Annotated in this window: 18 protein-coding genes and 1 tRNA gene; 9 read left to right on the top strand and 10 right to left on the bottom strand. The window is 62.6% G+C overall.

Annotation, left to right across the window (positions count from 1 at the left end; all coding sequences use genetic code 11):
* Positions 1 to 2 precede the first annotated feature (2 nt).
* Positions 3 to 1,247: a PAS domain-containing protein gene (locus G6P88_RS04820; RefSeq protein WP_165322084.1), complete on the bottom strand. Its 1,245-nt coding sequence runs from the start codon at positions 1,245 to 1,247 to the stop codon at positions 3 to 5.
* 224 nt (positions 1,248 to 1,471) lie between these two features.
* On the opposite strand from G6P88_RS04820, the gene G6P88_RS04815 reads away from it, so the two are divergent.
* The 4 genes from G6P88_RS04815 to G6P88_RS20505 all read left to right on the top strand — a co-directional run bounded on the left by G6P88_RS04815 (position 1,472) and on the right by G6P88_RS20505 (position 3,676).
* Positions 1,472 to 1,547, top strand: a tRNA-Thr gene (locus tag G6P88_RS04815).
* A gap of 180 nt (positions 1,548 to 1,727) precedes the next feature.
* On the top strand, positions 1,728 to 2,405 hold the full coding sequence (locus tag G6P88_RS04810) for a sulfotransferase family 2 domain-containing protein (protein ID WP_165322083.1): 678 nt from the start codon (positions 1,728 to 1,730) through the stop codon (positions 2,403 to 2,405).
* A gap of 461 nt (positions 2,406 to 2,866) precedes the next feature.
* The gene (locus G6P88_RS20510) at positions 2,867 to 3,331 is read left to right on the top strand and encodes a transposase (protein ID WP_206335861.1); all 465 of its coding nucleotides are present in this window, start codon (positions 2,867 to 2,869) and stop codon (positions 3,329 to 3,331) included.
* A 63-nt stretch (positions 3,332 to 3,394) separates the two neighbouring features.
* The gene (locus tag G6P88_RS20505; protein ID WP_206335925.1) at positions 3,395 to 3,676 is read left to right on the top strand and encodes a transposase; all 282 of its coding nucleotides are present in this window, start codon (positions 3,395 to 3,397) and stop codon (positions 3,674 to 3,676) included.
* A gap of 189 nt (positions 3,677 to 3,865) precedes the next feature.
* Here the strand turns inward: G6P88_RS20505 and G6P88_RS04800 are convergent, their stop codons facing one another.
* The 3 genes from G6P88_RS04800 to G6P88_RS04790 all read right to left on the bottom strand — a co-directional run bounded on the left by G6P88_RS04800 (position 3,866) and on the right by G6P88_RS04790 (position 8,585).
* Positions 3,866 to 4,336 (bottom strand): hypothetical protein, encoded by a 471-nt coding sequence (locus tag G6P88_RS04800; protein ID WP_165322082.1) that lies wholly within the window; start codon positions 4,334 to 4,336, stop codon positions 3,866 to 3,868.
* Positions 4,337 to 5,012: 676 nt separating this feature from the next.
* Positions 5,013 to 7,760 (bottom strand): calcium-binding protein, encoded by a 2,748-nt coding sequence (locus G6P88_RS04795; protein WP_165322081.1) that lies wholly within the window; start codon positions 7,758 to 7,760, stop codon positions 5,013 to 5,015.
* Positions 7,761 to 8,054: 294 nt separating this feature from the next.
* Positions 8,055 to 8,585: a DUF6265 family protein gene (locus G6P88_RS04790; RefSeq protein WP_165322080.1), complete on the bottom strand. Its 531-nt coding sequence runs from the start codon at positions 8,583 to 8,585 to the stop codon at positions 8,055 to 8,057.
* A gap of 207 nt (positions 8,586 to 8,792) precedes the next feature.
* Between G6P88_RS04790 and G6P88_RS04785 the strand changes: the two genes are divergently transcribed.
* On the top strand, positions 8,793 to 9,074 hold the full coding sequence (locus tag G6P88_RS04785; protein WP_165322079.1) for a PqqD family protein: 282 nt from the start codon (positions 8,793 to 8,795) through the stop codon (positions 9,072 to 9,074).
* 28 nt (positions 9,075 to 9,102) lie between these two features.
* Here G6P88_RS04785 and G6P88_RS04780 read toward each other — a convergent pair whose 3' ends face one another.
* Positions 9,103 to 9,903: an SDR family NAD(P)-dependent oxidoreductase gene (locus G6P88_RS04780; RefSeq protein ID WP_165322078.1), complete on the bottom strand. Its 801-nt coding sequence runs from the start codon at positions 9,901 to 9,903 to the stop codon at positions 9,103 to 9,105.
* Entirely contained in the window at positions 9,900 to 10,436 is a 537-nt protein-coding gene (locus tag G6P88_RS04775; RefSeq protein WP_165322077.1) for a VOC family protein, read from the bottom strand. Before G6P88_RS04775 ends, G6P88_RS04780 begins: the two co-directional genes overlap by 4 nt.
* Positions 10,437 to 10,585: 149 nt before the next feature.
* Between G6P88_RS04775 and G6P88_RS04770 the strand changes: the two genes are divergently transcribed.
* A complete protein-coding gene (locus tag G6P88_RS04770; protein ID WP_165324902.1) occupies positions 10,586 to 11,875 on the top strand; it encodes a sugar MFS transporter in 1,290 nt (429 codons plus the stop codon).
* A gap of 38 nt (positions 11,876 to 11,913) precedes the next feature.
* On the top strand, positions 11,914 to 12,282 hold the full coding sequence (locus G6P88_RS04765; RefSeq protein WP_206335860.1) for a hypothetical protein: 369 nt from the start codon (positions 11,914 to 11,916) through the stop codon (positions 12,280 to 12,282).
* 147 nt (positions 12,283 to 12,429) lie between these two features.
* On the opposite strand, the gene G6P88_RS04760 is transcribed toward G6P88_RS04765, so the two are convergent.
* The gene (locus tag G6P88_RS04760; protein WP_165322076.1) at positions 12,430 to 13,818 is read right to left on the bottom strand and encodes an amino acid permease; all 1,389 of its coding nucleotides are present in this window, start codon (positions 13,816 to 13,818) and stop codon (positions 12,430 to 12,432) included.
* A gap of 119 nt (positions 13,819 to 13,937) precedes the next feature.
* On the opposite strand from G6P88_RS04760, the gene G6P88_RS04755 reads away from it, so the two are divergent.
* Entirely contained in the window at positions 13,938 to 14,420 is a 483-nt protein-coding gene (locus tag G6P88_RS04755; protein WP_165322075.1) for a GNAT family N-acetyltransferase, read from the top strand.
* A 30-nt stretch (positions 14,421 to 14,450) separates the two neighbouring features.
* On the opposite strand, the gene putA is transcribed toward G6P88_RS04755, so the two are convergent.
* A complete protein-coding gene (gene putA, locus G6P88_RS04750) occupies positions 14,451 to 17,552 on the bottom strand; it encodes a bifunctional proline dehydrogenase/L-glutamate gamma-semialdehyde dehydrogenase PutA (protein WP_206335859.1) in 3,102 nt (1,033 codons plus the stop codon).
* A gap of 261 nt (positions 17,553 to 17,813) precedes the next feature.
* Between putA and G6P88_RS04745 the strand changes: the two genes are divergently transcribed.
* Complete coding sequence (locus tag G6P88_RS04745) at positions 17,814 to 18,269, top strand: Lrp/AsnC ligand binding domain-containing protein (protein WP_165322073.1); 456 nt, start codon at positions 17,814 to 17,816, stop codon at positions 18,267 to 18,269.
* 9 nt (positions 18,270 to 18,278) lie between these two features.
* On the opposite strand, the gene G6P88_RS04740 is transcribed toward G6P88_RS04745, so the two are convergent.
* Together G6P88_RS04740 and G6P88_RS04735 are read right to left on the bottom strand one after the other, a co-directional pair.
* Positions 18,279 to 19,949, bottom strand: a complete 1,671-nt coding sequence (locus tag G6P88_RS04740; RefSeq protein WP_165322072.1) for an amidohydrolase family protein — start codon at positions 19,947 to 19,949, stop codon at positions 18,279 to 18,281.
* A gap of 25 nt (positions 19,950 to 19,974) precedes the next feature.
* Complete coding sequence (locus tag G6P88_RS04735; protein ID WP_165322071.1) at positions 19,975 to 21,453, bottom strand: M24 family metallopeptidase; 1,479 nt, start codon at positions 21,451 to 21,453, stop codon at positions 19,975 to 19,977.
* Positions 21,454 to 21,524: the final 71 nt, after the last annotated feature.

The raw sequence follows: 21,524 nt of genomic DNA, 5'->3' as shown, positions 1-21,524 counted from the left end.
CGTCAGAAGGCGGAGCGTTGCAGCGCCTTGTCGACCAGCGTCTTTTCGCCGATCGGCCGGGCGACGATTGCGAGCCTTCCGTCCGCCTCGCGGCGCGCGATCAGCAGCACGATGTCGCTGTCGACCTCGCCCAGATCGACGACCGCACGGGCAGGTGCACTGCCGAGCAGCATGCGTGCCGACAGGGCGCGATCGACCTTCAGCGCAGGACGGCGTTCGCCCCGCTCTGCCGCGACCACCGCCTTGATCCCGCCTTCGACGCCGGACAGCCAGCCCTGGAGCGAGCCCGGCGCGAGACACAGGCGGTGGGCATGGGTCAGGACGGCGGCGAACTCGGTCACCCGCTTGCGATCATAGTCGCGTCCGAAGACCAGCTTGACGACCGGGGTCATCGGCGCGCGCGCCTGCGGCACGATCCCCGCCTCGGCGATCATCGCCTCGAACGCGGCCGGCTCCGCCTCGGCCGCAAGCGCGACGTCATAGGCGAGCGACAGCGCACGATAGAGCGCGTTGCGCGTGCGGCCCTCGCAGGCGACCGCTTCCTGTGCCAGCTCCTGCGCGTCCTGAACCAACTCGGCCAGGGCCGGCTGGTCCAGGTCGGTGAAGGCCGGCGAATCCTGGTCGTCGTCGTCCTGCGCGACGACATCGCTTGCCGGCTGGGCCGGGCCCGCGAAGGCGGTGGTCACCGCCTGCACGATATCCGCAGGCAGGTTCGCGCCAGCCGCTTCCTTCCAGTTGACGACGCCGTGGATCATGTCGATCCGGCTGCCGTCGGACGAATAGGGCATCAAAATGCCGCGATAGAGGATCGGCTGGCCGCGTCCGTTGATATAGTCGGCCTCGAAGCCGACCGGCGCGCGGTTCGCCAGTATCTCCGCATAATGTTCGGTCAGGCGAGAGAGCAGCGCCTGGTCGGGCACGTCGGCCACGGTCACCACGTCGGGCGCGATCTCGCCCTCCTCGCGCAGGGCGCGGCCAAGATAGGTGATGCCGGGGTTGAGCGCGTCCACCGAGAAGTCGAGCAGCACCGAATGCGGCCCGAATTCGCCCAGCGCGTCGGCGTCCAGATCGCCGATCGCCGGATAGTCGCGCCCGTCGAGCAGCGACAGCCACATCTCATAGGCGCGGATGTGCATGCGCCGCTCGTCCGCTCCGATCATCGGCGGCAGGTCCATGCAGGGTTCGTCACCGATCGGGAAATCCCAGTCGATGCAATCCTCCGCGATGAACGAGCGATAATCTTCCATTCGAGATCCCCACGCGCGGCCAGTCCGGAATCGCCGCCTTTGCCGCCGTCATGCGCCCCGGCCGGTTGAGGATTGGTAAAAAAGCAGGTCATCAGGTGGAGTCCGAAGCGCCACCGGCCCCTCCCGCCGATCCGACCGGCCGCCGCGACGCGCGGAAGCGACGATCCGAACATCGAGCGCTTGAATATGCCGAAAACCACTGTTAAGGCGCGCCTCACCAGCGAGCCGCTTTAGCTCAGTTGGTAGAGCATCGCATTCGTAATGCGGGGGTCACAGGTTCGAGTCCTGTAAGCGGCACCATCCATTCAGCAGTATAAAGAGCGCGTTTCCTGCGGGAGGCGCTTGCGGCTGTTCATCACAGTTTCAGCCGGCGTTGAGCTCTCGTCGACGTGGCGGCCACTTACTCTTTTTCGGCGCGTGATATAGGCGAGGGCCGGGCCCGGCCGGGCCGATTGTGCTTCATTGGAGGGGCTTTCTCATATGCGCTTGTTTCTTCACATGCCTAAATGCGCGGGCTCTTCCGTCAGGAAGCTGCTCGAGGATATGGCGCCCGCCGAACTGCATCTCGATTATGAAAGCTATTTCGGTTTTCCATTCCCCGAGCGATCCTCGAAGATGATCGACGCGCTCTTCAACCCAATCAAGGCACCTGCGAATAAGATCGTTTACGGCCACTTCTATCCGATGAAGTATATCGGGTCCGGCTTGGCTGACCATGATGTTCTTGTCACGATAATCCGTGACCCGGTAAAAAGATTGTTATCGCACTATAAATTCTGGAAGTCAGGATACTTTCCAGGCCATTATCTATGGCGGAAAATGAAAGATGAAAATTGGAGTTTTTCGCAATTTTCCTTGTGTAACGAGATGAAGAATTTTTATTCTCAATATCTATACCAAGTTAAATTAAGTGATTTTTCCTATATCGGTGTATATGAGGATATTGAAAAGTCCGTCATCGAAATATTAAAAATTCTCAATATAAACAATAACTTAAAGTTAGAATTACCTCATTACAATAAAACCGACGAAAATGAACGAATTGGCATGGATAAAAATCTTGAAGAGGAAATTCGATATTTTCATGCGGAAGATTGTCTCATGTATGATTACGTGATTAAGAAGTGGCACGATGCTCTGCGCCAACAGCCATTGTAATTGGTGAGCACTGCTCTGGCAGAAGTGTGCAGGGAAGCGTGTTGAGTCTGCATCCGCAATTTGGGCAGAGCCCGGGCGACGAGCGAGGCGGTGGTCAAGGATTTCCTGGGCGGCGTGTACAAATTCCGATGGCGAGATGGTAGCGTCTCGGCGTTTACGATGTAAGCTCCTGCTCATGGCAAGTTCTGAACACATCGGTCGGAGGTTTTGGCGCTGGTTTATAACGCCTCCCACAACTGCCACTCTCTGGAAGCGGATGGCGGTGTCGCTTTGGAGGACGCCGCCGATCATGTTGTTTCCGCTGCTGCTGCCACTCCTTGAGCCAAGCACCATCCCAACCGTTTTGACTGAAAACTGGCAGGTGTACGCGCTATTCTTCGTCCTCCCTTTCGTATTGGGAGTACTTTGCTGGCAAAGAGCGCACCGCGTCGCACGGAAGTGATTGACCCAGTGGCGACAGGTTGATTCCAGGCTGCCTTTTGGAGGCAAGCTTAAGCAGGGGAGATCTCACAGAAGCGGAATGGCGCATTCTGAAGGATTTGCTGCCAATTGAGCCTGAGAGCCGAGGTCGAGGCAGACCGCGCGAACAGAACCGTTCCATCGTCAACGCCATACTGTGGCGGCTTCGGTGCGGAGCGCCATGGCGCGACGTTCCGCCCAAATATGGTAGCTGGAACACGATCAATCGCCCGTTCCGGCGATGGAGCGAGGCCGGTATCTGGGAAACCGTTGCCGTGACGCTGGCAGAGATCATGGTGGATACCGGCCATTACGGCATCGATAGCACCACAGTTCGCGGTCATGTCTCGGCAGCGGGTGGAAAAGGGGGAATCATCGACGCGCTCTTGGCTGCTCGCGGGGCGGGTTCACCCGTAAGCTTCACTGCTTGGCTGATGCCCTCGGACGACCGCTCGCCTTCCTCCTGACGGTCGGCGAGGCAGCAGATTGCAAAGCCTATGACGCCTTGATCGGCCTGCCCGAGCGCGCACCTGACGCTGCTTGCCGACAAAGGCTACGACCCCGGCGCAATCCGTGCCAATCTTGCCGAACGGAAGATCGCTGCCGTTATCCCCGGCAGGTCAAACCGTCGCGTGAAAATCGCGCATGACCGGACGCTCTACAAGCAGCGCAACCGTATCGAGCGCATGTTTGGACATCTCAAGATCAATCGGGCCATCGCTACCCGATACGATCAACTGTCCAACAGCTTCCTTGGCATGGTCTATATCGCCACCACAAGATACTGGCTCAAATTTGTCCACGCCGCCTAGCGGCCTTCGTAATGCGGGGGGCACAGGTTCGAGTCCTGTAAGCACACCATCCCTTCAGCAGTATAAAGAGCGCGTTTCATACGGGAGGGCGCTCGCCGCGCTTGGCCTGCTTCCGACGCACTGAAAAGCTGGCTACAATTTCCTCGATCGATCCGGACGGCATATAATGCCCGGATTGGAGTTATGCCATCATTTGGCTTGGCTTTTCATTTCCTCCGCATATTCTTCCATCGAATCTTCCGCAACTGAGAGCCCAAACCGCATCTTTTGCCTTTTCAGGCGATATTTATATGCGGCAAACTCTTGATCTTCCTCGATCAAGACGTTCTTGCCTTTCGCCGACACGCGGAATTTTCGGGGAGGGAAGCCGGTGTTACCGATCTGAAAGTAAATCGTTCCCATCAATTCTTCATAGGTGACCTGGTAGGCATATTCACACCAACCTTCACACACCGTGATGTCGACTATGCGGTTGGGCCCGGAGTGGATCTCGATCTCAATACCACCCAAGTCGCCGGTGTCTGCGCTGAACTCGACATTGCCATATATGCCCGGCGCGATGGGAGATATGTCATCATAGGACCGTGAAAAAGCGCTCGAGCTACAGAAAAGGCCGACCGCGCCTGCGATCGACAGGGCTGCTGCGGTTGTCTTCACCATGCGGCACTCATTTCCTGGGTGTGAATGTGAAATGATGATGCTTCGGATAATCCTCATTCTTCAAAATATGTCCATCCTCCATCGCGATAGCCGACAAGGCGTCTCAAGATTTTTTATCATTTTGCCATTTTATATCAATGACATTATCGCGAAGATGGTTTGAAACATATTGGCCACGATCGATTTGATTTTATATTGCGTGAGCCATGGCTGAAATAGTTTGCCGTTCATTGTATTTATGGCCGACGCCATGATCATAAACACTGATTATTTCTCTGCCGAGGGGGCCGGTATAATCTTTTCGCACATTGGCCTGGAATTTTTTATATATCGGCTTTGTTTGGAAAATGGAGCTATTCAGACCAAGCTATCGAACGTGCTGTTTCAGAAAATGGAGCAATAAGCATGTAAGCTTGAGTGTTGCTGCAGGAATCGGCACGACGCAGCCTGTCATCTCATGTTCCAACTTTCCAAGGCGCGACACGACACCATTCTTTGGACCGCCTTGGGATAGAGTTCCCCAGTCTCGGAGGTTACGGCGAACAACTCAAAAGCAAAGCGATCCAGTTATCTGGGATCGGATCATTGAGGACCAAGCCCGGACTTGTAATCGTCAAGATCAGCGCAGGAACCCAGTCTGTCAAATCGCGCATGAAATTCGACGTAGCTCGGCAGTTCAAGTGAAGTTCGCAATCATGATCGTAGAAGAATCTACTCCCAGAAATTGCACAGCGGAGTCAGCGGTAATTCCACCGTTGCTCGAGTAAAAAAGATAGGTATCGCTACCTACGGGGATGGCCGCGACCTCCCCGTTCCCTTCCCGGCTGTTAAACAACTGCTGAGCTGCTATGGCAGCTTCTGAAAAACTCGACTGCGCCGCGCCTGTCAAAATTGTCTGCACAGTATAGCCAACAGATATCGTGTCAGTACCGATCTGAAAATCTGTTACCACGTCAGCAGAGGTGCCAGCGAAGAGCGACGCTCTACCGCCAAAGATAAACGCATCGCTGCCTCCGCCACCGATGAGAGTATCGACACCCAGATCGCCGCTGATCACATCGTTACCGCCCCCGCCGAAGATTGAGTCGTTGCCCTGACCACCACGCAATGAGTCATTGCCAAACCCTCCGTCTATGATGTCGGCTCCAAGATTTCCGTTAACGGTATCGTTGCCTTCTTCACCCCGGATTGTGTCGGCGTCCGCGCCTCCATTGATGCGATCCGATCCTGCCCCGCCATCTAGTATGTCGTTGCCGGCGTTGCCCTGCATGTAGTCTGCCCCGGCGCCACCGGTCAGAATGTCACCTCCGTCCGGGCCGCCACTTGCAGATTGGCCGTACAGATGGTCGTTGCCGATACTGCCCGATATAGTATCGGCGCCATCGCCACCGAGAAGTATATCATGACCGCCAATCGCCTTCAGCAAGTCGTTGCCGGCGTCGCCTGCAAGTCGATCGTTACCGTCGCCACCCTCGATCGTGTCATTCCCATCGCCACCATTGAGGACGGTGGATGAATGATCGCTGGTTAGACGATTGTCTAATTCGTTGCCGCTGGCGATCAGATTGGCCAAGCCGCTGATCACGATAAGATTTTCAACATTAGCGCTGAGCGTATAACTTGCACTGATCATGACCGTATCGGAGCCGCCGCCAGGAACCTCCATGATCTGATCGCTTGGGCTGTCGACATAGTAGGTATCGTCTCCGATACCGCCGGCCATTGTATCGTTTCCGGCGCCTCCATCGAGCGTATCGTTGCCAGCCTCGCCCGACAAGTTGTTGGCCTGGCTGTTTCCGACGAGCAAGTTGGGAGCGGCGGTGCCAGTGCCCGAGAGGGCTGCGGAGCCTTCCAAGAGCGTCAGGTGTTCGAAATTTTCGCCCAGCGTGAGACTATAGCCCGCCACGATCGTATCGCTGCCGCCATTCGCACCTTCCACTGCGACATCGGCGGCTGAATCCAGAAAAAAAACATCATCGCCAGCACCGCCGATCATGGAGTCCGCGCCAGTTCCGCCGTCAAGCGTGTCGCTGCCCCCATTTCCGACAAGCGTGTCATTGCCAGCAAGCCCGACGAGCAGGTTCGCCCCTTCGTTGCCGTTCAAGCGTTGGCTGAACTCATTGCCACTCAGGTTGAAAGAGACAAACCCGCTTGCAGCTGAGATTTGTTCAACCTCTTGGCCTGGGCCTAATGTCCATGTGACATTTGCGGTGACGCTGTCGTCTCCGCCACCCACGGCTTCGGTTACGACATCGCCTCGGTTGTCGATGCTGTAGGTGTCATTTCCGACGCCGCCGATCATCGTGTCGACCCCGCCACCTCCGATCAGTGTGTCGTTGCCGCTTGCCCCGTTCAACTGGTCTGCCGCAGGAGAGCCGGTCAGAGTATCGTCGTCACTCCCCCCCGTCGCCGTGCTCATGTTGGGGAGGACATAGCCGCCAAGATTGAAAGCCGTGAGATCGCTCGTCCTGACATTGCGCAGCGTAACAAGGGTAACGAAGTCGCGGTAGTACCCTCCGAGTGCTGTCGGTCCGTCAGCATCGATCTGCAACAACGTATCGCCGCCAGATTCGACAAGCCGAAAATGCCCCGTCGAAAAGGGATTGTTTCTGTAAAGAGGATTGGTTGATACCGTAATATATCCAGATAGGTTGTTGTCACTCACATAAGAAAAAAGATCGACGCGATCACCGCCATTGCCAGCCGTGAAATCTGTTACGAAACGTGATCCGGGCGTATCGACGCCGTAATTACCTATAGGTGGCAGGAATATCGTGTCGGAACCCGCTCCCAGCGTGATCGTGGCATTACCCAGATAGGAGCTCAGCGTGACGATATCGTCGCCGCTGCCGGCGTCGACAGTGGCGTTGTCATAGTCCCCAGCGACGATGATATCTGATCCGTTGCCGCCATTGAGGGTGACGTTATCGACACGGAACACGCGAATTATGTCATTACCGTCTCCACCAAGCAGGGTGGCGCTGGTCGCGTTCAAGAACGAATAGAGAAAAAGGTCGTCGTCACCCCCGCGGCCATCGATGAAATCATTCCCGTCGATGCCGTCGATCTTATTATCCCCATCGTCGCCAACGAGCGTGTCTGCGAAACTGGTCCCGACCAGATCCTCGATGCTCATCAGCGTATCGATTCCGCCACCGCCAGTGTTCTGGGCGACACCCTGAAGCCTGAGGTCTACCGAGACACCTGTCGTCTCGTGCCTGTAGCCGGCTTCATCACGTCCAGTACCACCATCGATGAAATCGCTGCCGCCATCGGCGACTTGGTAAGCACCGCCTTCTAGATAATCGTCGCCAGGCCCACCGATCAGGGTGTCATTGCCGGCGGCGCCCGCGAGTGCATCGGAGTTATCGCTACCCGTGACGCTATCTGCCCCGGCGGTACCTGAGAATATAATGCCCGGCATCCAATCCCCACCACGCCATCGGTCCGTGTATAGGCAGATGTCATCGCCTGCACGAGTCTGGATTGCTCCATATTGGTGAACAGGATCTGACGTATCCCCGAAATTTCCTCAATTTGAGCTAGGGTCCTGCCATGAGAGGATCAGCTCCTCGAACTGCGCCATGCCCCTTGCGTGGAAGAAGTCGGCGTCCTTTCGGGGGGGCTTGCGCGTCGATCGGGCATTCGCCGCATAGCGCCCACTATGTTTCCCGGCGGCCGAGGCTCAATCCGGTATGAAGTTCGCCCGGATAATCGTTTATCGTCTGTGCTCGCCATGCAGTGTCTGCGGATCGATGGCGCATGTCGCGTCGAGTGGCGAGAGACGGTAGCGCCACTCGATCGCTTTTGGCTTTCCGTCGAGCATGCCCTCGATCCTTCCCGTCAGCCTGTCGCCTTCGCGCACGTAGAGAACGCGCTGCGGAAAATCATGGCCGGGATTTTCGAAGACGACCTTGCCCGTGGTGATCGACACGGCTTTGAACGCGGTCGCGGCTTGATCCTTGGGGCTGGCGAAGAAGACGATGCCCTCGGGCGTTTCGTCGATGCGCGACAGTTCCCAGCTTGTGTGATCCTTGCGGATTGATTTGCTGAGCCCGAGCATTACGCCGCCCCGGCCATCGGTCCAGGTCTCCATCGCTTCGCCTCGGGGAGAGCATTCGAGCCAATGGCCGGCCAGCCATGAAAGGTCGGAAAGTCGCGCCGTTGTCGATGCGCCGCTTCCGGTCGACAGCGCCAGGGCCGCAGCGACCGCCAGAAGGCTCCGACGCGGTCTTGATCTTATGCCCATGCGATAACCTCCCTCATAATGTTGCAGCCTTGGCCATTTCCCGTGTCAGCGTCAGGTCGCTCCGGCGATCGACCGCCGCCGGGGATAGCGCGGGAATATGCCCTTTTCACAGCGCCCTCCATGGCGGGCGTGGCGCGTCCCCGTGGACAGAGCGCCACCTAAGCCCTAGAGGAAAGTGCTTATTTCTCCGTAACGATGGTATGACCCATGATCACGCTGTCCTCTTCCGTCCAGGCGTCGCCCGATATGCTCACCGCCGATGTCGAGGGTGAGACGGTGATGATGGATGCCGAGAGCGGCTATTATTATAATCTCGATCCGATCGGCAGCCGTATCTGGCACGCGCTGGCGGAGCCGACCCGCGTCGATGCGCTCTGCGACCGACTGGCCGAGGATTTCGACGCCCCGATCGAGGTGATCCGCAAGGATGTGCTCGCGCTGCTTGAGTCGCTGGTCGAGCGCAAGCTGCTGTTGGTCGAGGGCGACTGACCCCCGATTGCCGCGCCTCGGCGGGCGGTCAGCCTGTCTCGGCGAACAGCGCGGCAACCTCGGCAAAGCGCGGATTGCGGCGAAGCGTCTGGCCGCCGCTCACATGGATCGTCTGCCCGGTAACGAACCGAGACTCGTCGCTCGCAAGCCATAGGGCGGCATCGGCCACCTCTGCGGCGACGCCCGGCCGCCCGAGCGGAATCTCCCGCGCATAGAGCGCTGCGACCTGAGGCAGGTTCAGCCCGCCGCCCGACATCGGTGTGTCGGCGATGCCGCCCGGGGCAAGCGAATTGGCGCGGATACCCGCCGGACCGAACTCGTGCGCGATGCAGCGCATGACATGGTCGAAACCCGCCTTGGTGCCCATATAGGCTGCGTGATCGTCCATCATGATCTGGGCGGTGACCGAGGAGATCTGAATCAGGCTGCCGCCACCGGCGCCCGCGCGGCTCATCATCGCCACGGCGCGCTGGAAGAACTGGAACGGCCCGGCGAATTGGAGCGCACACATCCGGTCGATCTCGTCGCGGCTGCACTGGAGGAAGGGCACGAGCAGCCCCCAGCCGCTGGCGTTGACCGCTATGTCGATCCCGCCCCACGCCTCGTCGACCTGCCGGAACAGGCGGTCGAGATCGGCCTCCACGGTGATGTCGGCTGCGATGCCCAGCGCGTGGATGTCGCTCGCCAGGCCCGCTGTCGCTTCCTCGCGCCGCCCGGCAATCGCGACCTGCGCGCCTTCCGCGCGGTAGAGGCGGGCGATGACGTCGCCCAGATTGCCCGGTGCGGCCCCGATGATGAGTGCGCGCCGCCCCGCCAGCCGTCCGCTCATGCCACTGCTCCCAGGTCGATCTCGGGCAGTGTCGATCGCCCGTCCCAGTCGCGCGACAGGGCCAATCCGGCATCATGCCCCTCGCGCGATCCGGCGCCGCAGATCAGTTCGAACAGCACGCCGGGCTGCTTCGGGTCGGCGAAATAGATGACCCGCACCGCGATATTCTCCGCTGAGAAGACGCGCCGCATTCCGCGCGCGTCGAGCAGCGCAGCCTCGGCATCGAGATCGTCGACGATCCAGGCCAGGTGGTGGAGCCCGGCGAGCGGCTGGCCGCCCTCGCCTTGATAGGGGGAGGGGGTGTCGCTGCGGACCTGGATGAACTCGATCTGCTCGGTCCCGCGATAGCCGAGCGCCACGTCGATGACGACGCGGGTCGGCTGTCCGAGATAGTGACCGTCCAGGGCGACGTTGCGATAGACCTGCCACGGCCCCACGCCCAGGCTCTCGCTCCAGAAGCGGACGGCATGGTCCAGGTCGTCGGTGACGAAGCCGATCTGGTCGATCGGCGCGCGGTCCTCGCGGACGGGCATGGCATTCTCTCCTCGGTTCGCGGCTTTTTGCCGTCTGCGGCGGCGATAGCATGGCCGGTAACCGCTCGGGTAGCCGCAGCGCGAATGAAAAGAATCCGTGGCGCGTTCCGCCTCTCGTCGTGCGGCGCGGGCTCGGCTATGGCGCCGTAATGGCTCTACCTCCCGACATCGCCCAGACCGCTCGCTCCGCCACCGATCAGGCGCCGGCGATCAACGCACCTTCGCTGCGCTTCTTCGTCTTCGGGCTGTTCTTCATCTTCGGTGGGATCACGTCGCTCAACGACATCATCATCCCCAAGCTGAAGGAGCTGTTCACGCTCAACTACACGCAGGCGATGCTGGTGCAGTTCTGCTTCTTCGCGGCTTATGCGATCGTCGGCATACCGGGGGCGCAGCTGGTCAAGCGGATCGGCTATATGCGCGGCGCGACGGTTGGGCTGCTGGCGATGATGCTGGGCTGTCTGCTGTTCATCCCGGCAAGCGCCTATGCCGCCTATCCGCTGTTCCTGTTCGCGCTGTTCGTGCTCGCCAGCGGGGTCGTGGTGGTGCAGGTCGTTGCCAATCCGCTGATCAGCCTGCTCGGGCCCGCGCGCACCGCTTCCAGCCGGCTGACCTTCGCCCAGGCTTTCAACTCGCTCGGCACGACGCTCTTTCCCTATGTCGGGGCGATCCTGATCCTCGGCAGCCTTGCCGGAACCAACGCGCAGGGGCTGTCGGGTGCGGCGCTCGATGCCTATCGGACGGCGGAAAGCCGGGCGATCGTCCACGGCTATGTCGGGCTCGCCGTCGCGCTGGCGATCATCGCCGGCGTCGTCTGGCTGCTCCGCGACCGGCTGAAGGGCGAAAGGCATGAAAGCGGCAGCGTCCTGTCGGGGCTCGCCCTCCTGCGCCGGCCGCGTTTCGGCTTCGGCACGCTGTCGATCTTCCTCTATGTCGGCGCGGAGGTTGCGATCGGATCGCTGCTGGTCAGCTATCTGATGCAGCCGCATGCGCTCGGCCTGTCCGAGCAGGCGGCGGGCAAGCTCATTCCCTTCTACTGGGGCGGGGCGCTCATCGGCCGCTTCGTCGGCTCGGCCACGCTGCGTTTCGTCAATCCGGGCGTAGCGCTGGCGGGGGTTGCGACGATCGCGATCGCACTGGTGGCGCTGGCGGCGGGCGTGCCGGGGCATGTCGGCGCCTATGCGCTGCTGGCGGTCGGCCTTGCCAATGCGATCATGTTTCCGACGATCTTTAGCCTGGCCTGCGCGCGCCTGGGAACGCAGGCGGCGGACGGGTCGGGGATCATTAACGTCGCGATCTGCGGCGGTGCGATCGTGCCGCTGCTCGTGGGCGGCCTGGCCGACTGGAGCGGCAGCCTGTCGGTCGCGCTGCTGCTGCCGATTGCCTGCTATGCGCTGATCGGCGGCTACGGTATCTTCGCGCGCAAGCCGGCGAATTGAGGGCTTGGGGAAAGCGGCCAAAGAGGGGGGACAAGGCGATGAGCAGAATGGCAGTGACGGCGGTGATGTTCGCCCTGGCGGCCCCGCTCGCAGCGCAGCAAGCGCCCAGCGCGCTCGATGGCCGCTGGACGGTCGACCTGTCGAGCGAGCCGGGACAGGTCTACACCAAGGACATGGTCCTGAAGCTGGCGACCGACGGCACCGTGACCGGCAGCTTCTACGACAGCGAGATCGAGGCCGGCCGCTGGAAGACCGATCGCGGTCGCACCTGCGTCAGTTTCCGCACCACCGACGGCGTCGGCCCCTATCACAGCGCCGCCTGCCTGCGTGGCGACCAGATCGAAGGCCAGACCTGGGCCGAGCATCGCCGCTTCCTGTTCAACTGGAATGCGGTTCGCGCGAAATAGGCGCTTTCCCCTGCCAGCCTTCCCCTCCACCGCCTTCGGCGGTCCCCCTCCCCGTGCCGGGGAGGAACTTAGGGGTGCGCGCGGGAAGTTCCTCCCCGGCTACGGGGAGGGAGGGGGACCATCCGCAGGATGGTGGAGGGGCTTTCCCTACATCCTCGCGATTCGATCGTTGTCGATTGCGTCCTCCGCCTCCTGTCGCCGTCCGCTGAAGATCGCGTACAGCGCCACGCCAAGCACATTCCAGAGCAGGAAGTAGAGCTGCGTGCGGCTCGGCAGGCTTGCCAGGAGGTAGAGGCAGCCCCCGATCGCGACCAGTCCGGTGCCCCAGGCGAACGGGGTGCGGAACTTCCGGGGAGCGTCTGGGGCGCGGCGGCGCATAATCAGCATGCAGGCCGACACCGCGATGAACGCCGCGAGCGTTCCGGCATTGGCGAGGGCGGCGATCTGGTCGAGCGGGAAGAAGCCCGCGATTGCGCCGACGATGAGCGCGGTGAACAGCGTGATCCTGACAGGCGTTCCGCGCGAAGATACCTTGGCCAGGCTGCGCGGGAGCAGTCCGTCGCGTGCCATGACGAAGAAGATGCGCGACTGTCCATAGAAGAAGGCGAGGATGACGGTCGGCAGGGCGATGACGGCCGAGGCCGCGAGGAAGATCGCCGCGCCCGGCTGGTTCAGCGCGCGCAGGATCAGGGCCAGCGGCTCGGGGCTGTCGGCGAAGGTGCGGAATGGTACCGCGCCGACCGCCGCTGCGGCGACGCCCATATAGATCAGCACGCAGGCGATCATCGATCCGACGATCCCGATTGGCAGGTCGCGTTCGGGGCGCCGCGTCTCCTCGGCGGCGGTGGCGATCGCGTCGAAGCCGTAAAAGGCGAAGAAGATGATCGCCGCGGCCGCCATCACGCCGCGTTCTACGCCGTCGGGCCCCATCGTCTTGGGGAAGCCGAAGGGGGCGAAGGGATCGAGATTGGCCGCGTCGAAATGGGGCAGCGCAACCGCTACGAACACGATCAGGGCGACGATCTTCACCAGTACCAGAACACTGTTCAGCGTCGCGCTCTCGCGCGTGCCGACCATCAGCAGCCCGGCGACCACTGCGATGATGAAGATGGCGGGCAGGTTGACGAGCCCCCCGATCTCAGGGCTCTGCATCAGCGCCATCGGTATGCCCGCCGCTGCCTGCAGCAACGGCGCGGCATAACCCGACCAGCCGACTGCGACCGCGCTGACCACCAGACTATATTCGAGGATCAGGCTCCAGCCGACGACCCAGGCGACCAGTTCGCCGATCACGACATAGCTATAGGTATAGGCGCTGCCCGAGGCGGGGATCATCGTCGCCATCTCGGCATAAGCGAGCGCCGCGCAGGCGCAGATCAGCCCCGCGATGACGAAGGACAGGATGACGGCCGGGCCAGCCTTGTCCGCGCCGACGCCGATCAGCGTCAGGATGCCCGTGCCGACGATCGCGCCGACGCCCAGCGCGATCAGATGCGGCCAGCCCAGTGTCGGCTCGAGCCGATGCTCGGGCGCCATATCTTCCCGCGCCACAACGCTTTTTCGGCTGTTCCACTTTCCCACCACGCATCCCCTTGTTAGGTCTTCTTACGGTCGCCGGTCCCGGCGATGGTCCCCGACCTGCGAAAGGCCGATACATGCACGTCCGTCCCTATGAGCCGCGCGACGCCGATGGCGTCTGGCGCATCATCGAGCCGGTGATCCGCGCGGGCGATACCTATGCCCTGCCGCGCGACTGGAGCCGGGAGGAGGCGCTCGCCTACTGGACGCTCCCCACCCATGACGTGTTCGTCGCGGAGGCGGACGGGCAACTGCTCGGCACCTATTATCTGCAGCCTAATCAGATGGGCGGTGGAGCGGGCGTCGCCAATTGCGGCTATATGACCGCCGCCGAGGCGACCGGCCGCGGCGTGGCCCGCACGATGTGTGCCCACTCGATGGACCATGCCCGCGCGCGGGGATTCCGCGCGATGCAGTTCAACTTCGTCGTATCCACCAACGAACGCGCGGTGAAGCTGTGGCAGTCGCTCGGCTTCGAGATCGTCGGCCGCCTTCCAGGCGCCTTCGATCACCCACAGGCCGGCCCGGTCGACGCGCTGGTCATGTATCGCTTCATCTGAGCGGGCCGGCGCCGGCATCAGCGGGCGGTCCTAGAGGCTCAGCAGCGCGGGGTCGCCGCCCTGCGCGGTGATGTTGACCGACAGCGCGCGCTCGGTCGCGTAGCGGAGCAGCGCATGCGGGCCGCCGGCCTTCGGTCCAGTTCCCGAAAGTCCTTCGCCGCCAAAGGGCTGGACTCCCACCACCGCGCCTGTGATCGAGCGGTTCACATAGACATTGCCCGCGGGCACATGACGGCGGACTCGTCTGGCGAAGCCTTCCAGCCGGCTGTGTATGCCGAGCGTCAGGCCATAGCCGCGCGCGGCGAGCCTGTCGGCGACCGTCTCCAACTCGCCTGGCTCATAGCGATAGACGTGGAGGATCGGACCGAAGACTTCGCTGTCGAGAAAATCCGGGGTCGGGATTTCGGCCACGATCGGCGCGAAATAGCAACCGTCGGCGGGGAGGCCGCTGTCGTCCGCACGCACGAGGATGCTGGCCTCGCGCTCGAGCCGCTCGACATGGCGTTGCAGCATCGCGCGCGCATCCTCGTCGATCACGGGACCGATGTCGGTCGCGGGATCCGACGGGTCGCCGATCGTCCAGGTGGCAAGGGCGCCAGCGATGGTTGCAAGGACATCGTCGGCGGTGTCCTTGGGAATGTAGAGCAGGCGAAGCGCCGAGCAGCGCTGTCCGGCCGATCCGAAGGCCGACAGCAGCACATCATCGACGACCTGCTCGCGCAGCGCGGTGCTGTCGCAGAACATGCCGTTCAACCCGCCGGTCTCCGCGATCAGCGGCACGATCGGCCCGGGCCGCCGCGCCAGTTCGAGGTTGATCGCGCGCGCCGTCTCGGTGCCGCCGGTGAAGGCGACCCCCTGGACCAGCGGGTGACGGCACAGCGCGCTGCCTACGACTGCGCCATCGCCGGGAAGCAGGGCAAGGAGGGCCGGATCGAGCCCGGCGCGATGGAACAGGCGGACGGCTTCCGCCGCGACGAGCACGGTCTGCTCGGCCGGCTTGGCAAGGACCGCATTGCCGGCCGCGAGGGCGGCGGCGATCTGGCCGGTGAAGATGGCGAGCGGGAAGTTCCAGGGTGAGATGCACGCGAAGATACCGCGTCCATGGAGGGCGAGGCTGTTGGTCTCGCCGACGGGGCCCTGAAGCGTTTCGGCATCGCCGAACTGCCGTTCGGCCAGCAGGGCGTAATAGCGGCAGAAGTCGATCGCCTCGCGCACCTCGGCGACGCCGTCATTCAGCGTCTTGCCGCCTTCGCGCGACAGCAGGGCGATCAGCCGGTCCATCTCGCTTTCCAGTGCATCCGCCATGGCGCGGAGAACGGATGCCCGGCCCGCGCCGCCGAGGCGATCCCAGCCGGGCTGGGCCGCAAGGGCGAGCGCTGCCGCGCGATCGATGTCCTCGCCGCTGGCATCGGCGACGTCGCCGATGATGCGGTCGCTTCGCACAGGGCCGGTGATCGTGCGCCGGTCGATCCCATTGCCGCTGTGCCCGCCGACGATCGGCCCGCCGGATAGCGGTGAGAGCGTCGCTGCTGCCCGCGCAGCGGTCTCGCGCACGGCGGCGATGCTATAGTCGCGACCCAGCGGATTGCGCCGCTGCGGTCCGTAGATATCGGCGGGCAGGGGGATGCGCGGGTGCGGTACCGGCATGTCGCGGACGGCGTCGATCGGATCTCCCACCACATCGGCCGGCGGCACTTTCTCGTCGAGCAGGGCGTGGACGAAGCTGGAATTGGCGCCGTTTTCGAGCAGACGGCGGACGAGATAAGGCAGAAGCTCCTCATGACCGCCGACCGGCGCATAAGCGCGCAGGGCGACGTCGTTCGCCCGGCTCGCCGACTGGTAGAGGGCCTCGCCCATGCCGTGCAGCCGCTGATGCTCGATCTGGACGCCGGCCCGCTGCGCCATCTTGCGCACGGCCGCCAGCGTATGCGCATTGTGCGTGGCGAATTGGGGGAAGAGCAGGGGGCTGGCCTCGATCAGCCGGGCTGCGCAGACCAGATAGGACAGGTCGGTCGCGGCCTTGGTCGTGAAGACGGGATAACCCGGCGCGCCTGCCACCTGCGCACGCTTGATCTCGCTGTCCCAATAGGCGCCCTTGACGAGGCGGATCATCAGCCGACGGCCGCTCTGGCGCGAAAGGTCCGCCAGCATGTCGATCACCGACAGGGCCCGTTTCTGATAGCCCTGAACGACGAGGCCAAGGCCGGTCCAGGCACCGAGCGCTTCGTCCCGCGCCAGGCGATCGACCAGCTTGAGCGAGAGAACCAGCCGATCGGCCTCTTCGGCATCGATGGTGAAGTTGAGGTCATGTTCCGCCGCGATCAGGGCGAGCCGCCTGACGCGCGGATACAGGTCGGCGAACACGAAGGCTTCGCGCGTCGCGTCGTAGCGCGGGCAGAGGGCTGAGAGCTTGACCGAGATGCCATGGCCTTCCTCGGGGCTTTCCAGCGCCGCCCGCGACGCGCCCACGGTGCGGATCGCCTCCGCATAGAGCGCCTCGTAGCGATCGGCATCGGCCATCGTCCGGGCGCCCTCGCCCAGCATGTCGAACGAGCAACGATAGCCTTCCTTGCGCGCGCGCTCGATTGCGGACTCGATCGTGCCGCCCAGCACGAACTGGTTCCCCATCATCCGCACGGCGGTCGCGACGGCCTTGCGGATGACCGGCTCGCCCAGGCGGCCGACGAGGGCCTTGAGCCAGCCGCCGACGTCGCTGCGTATCTCCTCGTCGACGTCGACCAGCTTGCCCGTCAGCATCAGGCCCCAAGTCGAGGCGTTGACGAACAGGCTGTCCGATTTGCCGATATGGGCGGCCCAGTCGGCGGTGCTGATCTTCTCGGCGATCAGCCGGTCGCGCGTCTCGGCATCCGGTACGCGCAGCAGCGCCTCGGCGAGGCACATCAGCGCAAGGCCTTCGCGGGTGCCGAGCGAGAATTGCTGGAGGAAGCTCTCGACGAGCCCCTGCTTGCGGGTGGCCGCGCGGGCGGCCTCGACGAGGCCGATCGCTTCGGCGCGAACATCGCGCTGCTCCTCGGGGGAGAAGGGGGTGAGGGCGAGGAGGTCGGCTATTGCCTGGCGCTCATCGCGATATTTACCGGCGTCGATCCTGTCCCAATCCAGCCCGCTCTGCACGTTACGCACTCCAGTCCTTCGATGATCGCGGGATGCAGGCATCCCTCTCCGGCCGCATGGGGCGGCCGGCAGTTTTTCCTGTTGTCGACTGCCGGCCTTCGCTCAGGACGCGATGGAGCGCCCGGGCGATGCCTGCTTTTGTCGTCGTCGTCGCACCCCGACCGGCGGCGGCGACATGATGCCTAAAGGGAAGTTTTCGGCTCTTCCGCTCATTGCCGATAATGCTACACTAGGTTCACCTGATAGCCCGAAGGATCTTCGATGCTTGACCAGATAGATCGCAAAATCCTCAATACTCTTCAACGGGATGGCCGGATCACGAACCAGGATCTGGCCGCCCAGGCGGGGATCTCCCCTTCGGCCTGCTTCGACCGCCTGAGGAAGCTGCGCGAGCAGGGCTATATCGATGACATCGTTGCCCTGCTGAACCCCAAGAAACTCGACCGTGCCCTGCTCGTCTTCATCGAGGTGATGCTCGACCGGACGACCAACAATGTCTTCGACCATTTCGCGGACGCCGTGAAGGCGATGCCGGAAATCCTCGAATGCCATATGGTCGCCGGTGGCTTCGACTATCTCCTCAAGGTTCGCGTGCAGGACATGGAGGCCTATCGTCGTTTCCTCGGGACCTCGCTGACCCACATGACCGGCATCCGCGAGACACGGACCTATGCCGTGCTCGAGGAGGTCAAATATTCGACCTCGCTGCCGATCTGACGCTGTCATTTACGGAAGCGGGGCCAGCGGAGCCGGCGGCGGCACCGGCGTCGTGACGTTCTGCTTCTCCTGGGCGACCATCGTCGCGATCTCGGACAGCAGCTTGGGCGCGTCGTAGACGATGCCGTCCTTGACCGTGTAGCGGACGCCGCCGATCCGCTCCTGCTTGTTGGTCTGCGGGTTCAGGCGGACGAAGCCGGTGCCGTACAACGTCTTGAGGTTCTGCAGCGGGTTCTCCTTCACGATCACCAGATCGGCGAGATAGCCGGGGCGGACGAGACCGAAGTCCGGTTCGGCGCCCTTCGGGTCCATGATCTCCCTGGCGCCGTTGATCGTCGCCGAACGGAAGATCTCCAGCGGCGAGAAGCCCGCCTCACGGAACAGCTCCAGCTCCTCGACATAGGCGAAGCCATAGACCTTGTAGATGAAGCCCGAGTCCGTGCCGACGGTGACGCGTCCACCCATATTCTTATAGTCGTTCACCAGCGTGAAGAAGCGATCGTAGAAGCGCTTCCACGAGGTCTCGATCTCGCTCGTCCAATCGAAGAAATAGGAACCGTGATTGTCGCGGGTCGACTGGAAATAATTCCACAGCTGCGGCGTGGTGTAGCTGCCCTGCCAGTCGGCATTGCGCGCGCGCATCAGGTCGCGCGAGGCGGCATAGATGTTGAAGGTCGGGTTGAAGGTGACCTTGTTGGCCTTCTGCTTCTCCAGATAGTCCTTCCACTCGGGGCTGCCCGGCTCGTACACCTCATCCCAGATGTCGGCGACCTGGCCGAAGCGGTCGAGCTCGTTGTAGAAATTATAGCCGGCCGAGAAGTCCTGGATCGTGCGGTTCTTGAGCAGCGATTCCATGTGGCCGTAGAAATGGGTGATCGAGTCGAGATGCGCCTCGCCCGCCACACGGCCGTTGAAATTGGCGACGCCCAGCTGGCTGAGATGGGCGACGGTGCCCATCTTGTTCTTGTGCGCTTCGTCGATCGCGGCGGTGATCACCTCGGGCGTCTCGTCGTTCCAGCCGAAGAATTTGATGCCGTCGATATTGTTCTTGGCGGCCCAGCGCACCCATTCGCGCGCCTTGTCCGGCCCGGTGATGCGCCCGCCGGTCCAGCCTGAACCGAGCGTTTGATAATTGAAGATGCGGGGGGCTGCGATTTCGTTGGCCGCCGACCGGTTCTTCTCGCGCGAGGCCAGTGCCTGGTTGGTCAAGGGAACGCCCCGTACTGCCGTTACGCCATGCGCCAGCCACAGCTTATAGGCATAAGAGGCGTCGGGGGCCTTGTCGGGGCCGGGCAGGTGGACATGCGTGTCGACGAAGCCCGGCAGGACGTACATGCCGGTCGCATCGATCTCCTGGTCGAAGTCGCGCGGCTCGCGGTCCTGCTTCCAGGCGAGGCCGGGCCAGCCGGCCTGCTTGATGTCGGTGATGCGGTTGCCCTCGACGATGATGTCGACCGGCCCGCGTGGCGGGGCGCCGGTGCCGTCGATGAGCGTCGCACCACGGATCACCAGCTTGCGGAACGGACCCATGCCTTCGCCTGCCGTGCGTGCCGGAGCGCCCTTGGCCACCCGGTTCACCTCGGGCTCGGCGGGCTTGCCGCCAGCCGTCTGATGCGCGGCTGCAGGAAGCGCGATGGCGGCCAGCGCGATGCCTGCGGCGAAGAGAGATGCGAGCTTCATTCCGATATTTCCCCTTTGCCTTCCGTCAGATCCGGATGAAGGACCATTGCTTGTCATAAGGCACGCGGCTCATGCGATAGCCGGCCCCTTCGCCCGTCACGATAGTGTCGGACCAGTTGTAACCCACGCCCTTCTCGGGATCGTACAGCCCCGGCTCCTGGCTGAAGAGCATGTTCTTCTGCAGCACCGTATGATCGCCCAGCGCGATATAGGGCGCATAATGGCCTTCGGATTGCTGGCCATGGCCGGGACGGTGGTAGATATAGCCGGCCATACCCTGGTCGACCTGATATTTGTGGATCGCGGCTGCGACCTCGGAACAGCGCCGGCCGGCCGCCTGCAGGTCGCGCTGCATGTCGCAGGTGTGCTGCGACACTTCCCACATCTTGGTGCCATGCGCGTCGAAGCCGCCGCTGGCATTCGCCGTCTGGTACATGCGGTAATTCTCGCCGCCGCATCCGCCGACCTTGGCGACGATCACGACCTGCAGCGGCATGTCGCGGCCCAGCCGCTGATAATAAGGCTGGTTGGGATGCGGATAGGCGGTGGTCCGACCGCAGCGGACCATGACCACGCCACCGCTGGCAACCCCGCGATTGGGCAGGCCGCCGTCGAGCTTGAGGCCCGAGCGCAGCGTATCGAGCAGCCATAGCTGGGTGGCGAGCTGAATTTCCAGGTCGGTGACGTCGGTACCGTGCGCAAGGACGTAGTCGCGAGCGAAGGCATGGGCGCGATCGTTGAGCTGATAGGCGCGATGCGAAAGGGCGAGTTCCTCGGGCGTGCTGATCCAGCGGATCTCACGGACGATGTCGGCGACGTTGACGATTTCGATACCGGGCAGGATCTTGGCGAACTTGGCCTGTTCGGACGGGTAGAGTTCGCCGTCGATCGCGAGCTTGCCGCCTTCGATGCCCTTTTCCTTCATACCTTCCAGCATGAACTCGAGCATGTCGACCGTCGCCCCTGTCGAGACCTTGCCTTCATTCGGAAAGGCGCCGGTTGCATGGGGAAAGTCGAAATAGGCGCGGCCGCCGCCATACCAGCCGCTCTTGATCAGCTGGGTGTCGATGACCGGATGATAGTACCAGGGCGCCTCGTCGCCGGCGTTCATCAGGATCGCCTGCGGACGCTCGGTGTTGGAGAACCAGTAGCCAGTGAAATAGGAACAGTTGTTGGCGTTGCGCAGCAGCACCGACTTGCAGCCGCGCTCGGCGACGCGATCGTGCAGCTTCCTGAAGGCAGCCTTGTTCCAGGCGCGTGGCAACATGTCGTAGGTTGCGGGCGGGGGCGGGCTGTTGACCCCGGTGAGGGGGGCAAGGAGCAGCTTCTGGCTGTCGCCGCCCGTGGCACGGAGTTGCGCGGTCAGCGACTTCTCGCCCGCCTGCGACGGCGATGACTGCATCGCTGCGACCTTGTCGACGCGGCCGGTGAAGCCTGCCGCGATGAGGCCGAGCGCCCCATATTTCATGATATCGCGGCGAACGATCTGCTGCTGGTTATCCATCGCGCTCTCCTGTCGTCATGCCTTGTCGTGCCGGAAGAATAGGGCGGCGCGCCGGGGGCTGCCGGCGCGCC

Source organism: Rhizorhabdus phycosphaerae (assembly GCF_011044255.1).
GTDB lineage: Bacteria > Pseudomonadota > Alphaproteobacteria > Sphingomonadales > Sphingomonadaceae > Rhizorhabdus > Rhizorhabdus phycosphaerae.
This window is presented reverse-complemented; position numbering and strand designations above follow the sequence as displayed.